This is a genomic window from Balnearium lithotrophicum (genome assembly GCF_900182585.1).
Classification (GTDB): domain Bacteria; phylum Aquificota; class Aquificia; order Desulfurobacteriales; family Desulfurobacteriaceae; genus Balnearium; species Balnearium lithotrophicum.
Genome location: NZ_FXTM01000038.1, coordinates 1 through 5401, shown reverse-complemented (window position 1 = coordinate 5401; position 5401 = coordinate 1). Strand labels below are relative to the sequence as shown.

The 5401-nt window shown below is 38.8% G+C and carries 4 protein-coding genes and 1 pseudogene; 4 read left to right on the top strand and 1 reads right to left on the bottom strand.

The window, feature by feature from the left end:
• The 4 genes and pseudogenes from FN732_RS09775 to FN732_RS09300 all read left to right on the top strand — a co-directional run.
• Nucleotides 1-274, top strand: a pseudogene (locus FN732_RS09775) (hypothetical protein); the annotation flags it as partial.
• Nucleotides 268-894, top strand: coding sequence for a helix-turn-helix transcriptional regulator (locus tag FN732_RS09310; protein WP_142936266.1), 627 nt, complete (start codon nt 268-270; stop codon nt 892-894). The pseudogene FN732_RS09775 and the gene FN732_RS09310, both read left to right, overlap by 7 nt.
• On the top strand, nt 891-2309 hold the full coding sequence (locus FN732_RS09305) for a hypothetical protein (RefSeq protein WP_142936265.1): 1419 nt from the start codon (nt 891-893) through the stop codon (nt 2307-2309). The genes FN732_RS09310 and FN732_RS09305 overlap by 4 nt, the downstream gene beginning before the upstream one ends.
• Before the next feature lie 47 nt (nt 2310-2356).
• On the top strand, nt 2357-3319 hold the full coding sequence (locus tag FN732_RS09300; RefSeq protein ID WP_221928621.1) for an SEL1-like repeat protein: 963 nt from the start codon (nt 2357-2359) through the stop codon (nt 3317-3319).
• On the opposite strand, the gene FN732_RS09295 is transcribed toward FN732_RS09300, so the two are convergent.
• The coding region (locus FN732_RS09295; RefSeq protein WP_185954312.1) for an ankyrin repeat domain-containing protein at nt 3293-5401 on the bottom strand (2109 nt) is incomplete at its 5' end. The two genes, FN732_RS09300 and FN732_RS09295, sit on opposite strands and share 27 nt — an antisense overlap.

Sequence of the window (5401 nt, the reverse complement as noted above, 5' to 3'; positions counted from 1 at the left end):
GCCTCATCAAGGTCTTGGTTATAAGACTCCAGTAGAGAAGTTTGAGGAATATATTAAAAAACTCCAGGGTGTCCACCATGTATTGAACGAGAACATAAGCTTGTCAAAGAATAAAGCCAACTTATTTTTAGTAGGAGTCAAATATTTTATTAACGACCAGTTATCACTAAACGGGGGTTGGGTTTACGAAAGAAAAAAACTTAAGGATATAAATGACATAAATCTTGACCTATCGACAAAGGGTTACTTCTTGGGAGTGGAGCTCGTATGGTAAAGGATGGAATAAAAGTATTTTTGGGTATAGACCACCAATTCATAAAAGAACTTGTAGCGCTGTACATAAATCAAATCCCCTCTTCCGAGATTCAATTTATTAATAACATGAATGAAGCTGATATTCTATTGAGCGATGTTTGTTTTTTATTTAACCAAACGGAAGCTATATTGGACTCCCAGAACGAAAAAGTAGTTCTTTTAAACTATACCTTAAAGAGCAACGAAATTTTAATTCTCCTCAACTTACTTCCCTCCATTAAGGGTATTATTGATGAAAATATGAAACCTGATACCCTCTACAAAGCTCTTGTCTGTGTTGATAGGGGTGAAATCTGGATAAGGAGAAGTCTCCTCCACCAATCGCTCGTTTATAAAGTAGGAACCAACTTTTCTCCCAAAGAATTAAAGATTATATGGTTTATACTTCAGGGAAAAATTAACAAGGAAATAGCAAGGGAACTTGATGTTTCCGAGCAGACTGTTAAGTACTATATAAACTCAATTCTTTCAAAAATAGGGGGAAGTGGTAAACTTGACATAGCTTTAAGATTCTGTCGTTTTAAGGATTTAATAGAAGTTCTTATTAAAAAGGAAGAGACTGTCGCTAAAAAGGTATGATTCGATTTCTAATCATCTTTTTAGTTTTAACCTCCGTAGCATTAGCTGGAAAGAGGGAAACTTACTACTGTATCCAGATATCCTCAAACCATAAACTTAGTCACAAACTAAAAGAAACCTATAGGGAATTGTTGAAGAGCTATCCTTACGTTAGGATAGAGAAAATTTCTAACTATTTCACTCTTAGAGTAGGATTTTGGAAAAAGAAGAGAACAGCAAAAGTTTTCTATAGAAAATTAAAGAAAGAATACAGAAACTCCTTTCTGAGAACATGCTATTTAATTCCTTCAAGATGGGTTTTGCCGCATAAAAGTAATTTGAGAAAATCCTCAGTAAAATTAAAAAAAATAAGTACAAACTCAGAAGAAAAAAAAGTTAGTGTAAGGGAAATTTTAAAGAAAACCTCCAAGCTTTACATTCCATCGCCGATAAAATTTACCAGATTTAACTTTCCAGAAACAAGAATAAAGAAGGAAAAGAGAAATATTAACTTTTCCTTTAAAGGAGACTTTTCCTTCGGAAATCTTAATTTTCAAAAAGTCAATCTATTTTTAGAGAGTGAGAACTTCAAAGATTTAGGAATTACCATTATGAACTACAGAGAATCCCATATTTATCCTTACATTAACAAATTTTTAATTGAGAAGAAAAGAAATTTTCATACCTTCTATGCCGGAGTTTTCAGACGGATTTCCTCGTTTGAGGACTTATCCTCTCCAGGTTTCGAACTGAGCTACAATCCTTTTCCCCTTAGTTTTGAGATGTTTGCAGGGGATAATTTCTTTAGAAATGGTGCTAACGACGTATCTTTAGAAGGCTTAAAGTTTGCATCTTTAAGCTTAAGGTACAAAATGTTCCCAGATTTAATACTTACAGCTAACTCCCTCTATGAATCCAAAAGGTCGTTTAAGGATTTTAAGTTAAACAGGAGATTTTGGGGAAACATTAGCTTATTCTTTAAGAAATTCTACATTTCAACGGCCTCCTCTGAAAAAGGTGGTTATTTAGCAACAGTTGGCTTTAAAGGAGATAGTATTGAGTCTGGCCTATCGGTGGACAGGAATCTCCCCTATCCTCTTACCTCAAAGGGAAGAATCCTCTCTGAAAGCAATTATGACTTTTTCCTTAACTTAGACCCGTTGAACATCAATAGGTTTTTTATAAAAGTAAACAAACAGAATTTTGGTTTAACGGTAAATACATACACATCACAAAACGGCAAATGGGCCATTGTAAACGACAAGGTTTTTAAAAAGAGAGGGAAATTTTTAGGAATTAGCATTGGACTTTCAAACTCCATAAATTATAGAAAGTTTAGAATAGATGTTGGTGGAGGTATTTTTTTCCCGGGAAGTGCCTTTGCCGATAGGTCAGCAAAGTACAGATTGAAGTTCAAGGTCGGGAGGAAATGGTAATTCTTCTCCTTGCTATTTTCTCACTGTTTTTTTCCTCTTGTATCCCAATGGAAATGGATAAATGTCTCTCAGGGAAAATAGAAAATGTCAATAAACTTATAGAAGAATCCAAAGAATACTCAAGAAGGGGATTTCCCGAGGGTTACTTCTGTTACGGCCTCGCAGAATTAAAAAGCAAGAATTACGAAGAGGCAATACCTCCACTTGAAAGTGCGTACAGAAAGAAAATAAAAAGGGCAGCCTTTTACTTGGGGAAGGCCTATAAATCGATTGGCAACAGAAAGTTGGCATCCTACTGGTTCCTAAAGGCTTTGGAGAATGGATTTATTACGGAGGATTTCTTTCTCGTCACCAGTTACATTTCTAAAGAGCAACTTAACGAGCTTGAGTCATTGGCAAAAAAACATCCACTCATCTACCTCTATTTGGGAAACTACTTTTACAGGAACGGTATATACGATGCAGCTCTTTACTACTACGGAATAGCCACAAGGTACGGCTTTGAAAAGGCTAAGATTATGTTTGGTTTAACTCTTTATAAACTCGGAAACTTTAAGGGAGCTCTCAACGTACTCTACAGTTACTACAAAGAGAGCGAAAGTAGAAAAGGAGCATACCTTATTGCCTCCCTCATAGAAAAGCATGCTGATTCTTTAAATAACTGTTTTGTTTTAACTTCGAAGACCCCTGAAGAACTAATTCAGAAATTGGCTCGCAGTTTCAAGAAAAGGGAAGTTCTCTACAAACAATCTGCCAAATTTTACTTCCTTGCCAAGTCCAGAAAGGATTACAAAAGGGTTCTTAAAAAGGCAAGTTTAGTATCCCTGAAGGGAAGAAATAAGGGAAAGCTATTTCTAAAAGGGAAATTTAAAAGCTACTTTGAACTCATTTCAAATTGTAAAGAGGGAAGCCCTGTTGCAGAAATTCTCCTTTCAAAGAAGAGAGGAGAAGAATGGTACAGGGCTTTAATAGATTTTTACAGCTCAATCGGATTCGATGTTGTCCGGTAAGTAATTCGCTATCACTTTTAAGACCTTGAACTTCTTACTATCAACTGCCTCATCGAGTGGCGTTCTCCCCGTTTTGTCCTTTTCAAGGGGATTTGCTCCAGCCTTCAGTAGTATCTCGGCTACATCTGAACTGTTGCTTACAGCGGCATAGTGAAGGGGCGTTTTTCCGACAAAGTCCTTTTCTTTTACATCCTCCCCAAGTTCAACCAGCAGTGATGCTACATTTTTAGCGTTGTAGATGGAACAGAAGTGTAAAGGATTTTTTCCGTAGTTGTCCTTTATTTTTTGGGCTCCCTTCTCTATCAGGAGTTTTGCAACGTCAATTCTATCCTTCTTTGTCGTCATTATGAGAGGAGTCCTACCAAAGTCATCCCTGCTGTTTACATCAAGTCCTGCAACATCGATTAAAAATTGAATACTACCCATAGAACCGTTAAGTGCTGCAGTGTGGAGAAGGGTTTCTCCCTTCTCTCCCTTAATGTTAAAGTTTACTCCTTTATCATGAAAAACTTTCAGAATCTCTACAGCATCAAGTTTAACTGCAAGTTCTAAAGGTGTTTCCTTGTTGTTATCCCTAACTTCAGGGTCTGCTCCACTTTCCAAAAGAAGTTTTACGAGAGCCGGATTTCTTGACTCAACTGCATAGTGAAGAGGCGTTTTTCCAGTATTATCCTTAACGTTGACGTCAGCATCGGTTTCTATCAGAAATTTCACTGCTTCAAGAGCTCCCTTAATCGCAGCATAGTGAAGAGGCGTTTTTCCATACTCGTTTCTAACCTCTGGACTACCCCCGTTTTCAACGAGGAGCTTTAGGATATCAACAGCGTTGTTGGCAGCTGCGTAGTGGATTGGAGCTCCACCAAACTTATCCCTAGCATCGATATCGGCCCCGTGTTTTATCAGAACCTCGGCAGTTTCGGTTGAATTTTTCATTGCTGCATAGTGGAGAGGAGTTCTGCCGTTTTTATCAGGTATGTTGATGTCTGCATTACACTCTAAAAGGGCCTCTACTATCTTAGGCTGGTTAAACTCAGCTGCGACATGAATTGGGGCTACTCCGGTTTCATCTGTAACGTTTGGGTCAGCTCCTGCCCTACAGAGTTTCCCTGTTAGTTCCACATCTCCCTTTTCAACTGCATAGTGAAGGAGAGTTTTTCCTGAGTTATCCTTTACATCTACATTTGCCCCTTTCTGTATCAAATACTCTATAGACTTTTCAGCCCCATTTATAACCGCATAGGCAAGGGGAGTCCTTCCAAAATTGTTCCTCTCCTCTATATTTGCACCGAGATTCAGAAGAAGCTCCATTACATTAACAGCATTGTTGGCGGCTGCGTAGTGGATTGGAGCTCCACCAAACTTATCCCTGGCATCAATATCAGCCCCGTGTTTTATCAATACCTCGGCAGCCTCGGTTGAGCCTTTCATTGCCGCATAGTGTAACGGCGTCCTGCCCTCCTTATCCACTGTATTGGGATTGAATCCCTTCTCCTCAATAAGGTAGTTGACCAGAGACGGTTCGTTTAGAGCGGCAGCTTCGTGGAGAAGGGTCTTTCCCTCTACGTCCCTAAAATCGACATTTTCGACGTGGGATAGTAGGAAATCAAAGAGCTCTCTGTATTCGTTTGCAAGGGCGTAGTGTAGTGGGGTTTTACCCAACTTGTCCTGCTCTAAGGGATTTGCCCCTTTTTCAACAAGAAGTTTTGAAATCTTAAGGTCCCCTAAGACAGCTGCATAGTGAAGAGGAGTTTTTCCGAGTTTGTCCTTCACATTTGGAGATGCTCCAACTTCAAGAAGGAAGGAGACAATTTCGTAACTTCCCTTCTCTACGGCTATGTGAATCGGATAAACTCCCTCCTTGTCGGGGATGTCCTTTAGAAAGTAGAACTGCTTAACGAGAGTAAGGTTCTCCGATTCAACTGCATAGTGGAGAACGGTTCTCCCCTTAAAGTCTGCTTTCTCAGGGGTGTTCTCGTTCAATACATGGTGGACACCCTGGAGTTTTTTAATATATTCCTCAAACTTCTCTACTGGAGTCTTATAACCAAGACCTTGATGAGGCCTAACGAAGTTGTAAAAGTT

Coding starts and splice junctions, on each gene's coding strand:
- FN732_RS09310 (WP_142936266.1), top strand. CDS start 268: ATGGTAAAGGATGGAATAAAAGTATTTTTGGGTATAGACCACCAATTC.
- FN732_RS09305 (WP_142936265.1), top strand. CDS start 891: ATGATTCGATTTCTAATCATCTTTTTAGTTTTAACCTCCGTAGCATTA.
- FN732_RS09300 (WP_221928621.1), top strand. CDS start 2,357: ATGGAAATGGATAAATGTCTCTCAGGGAAAATAGAAAATGTCAATAAA.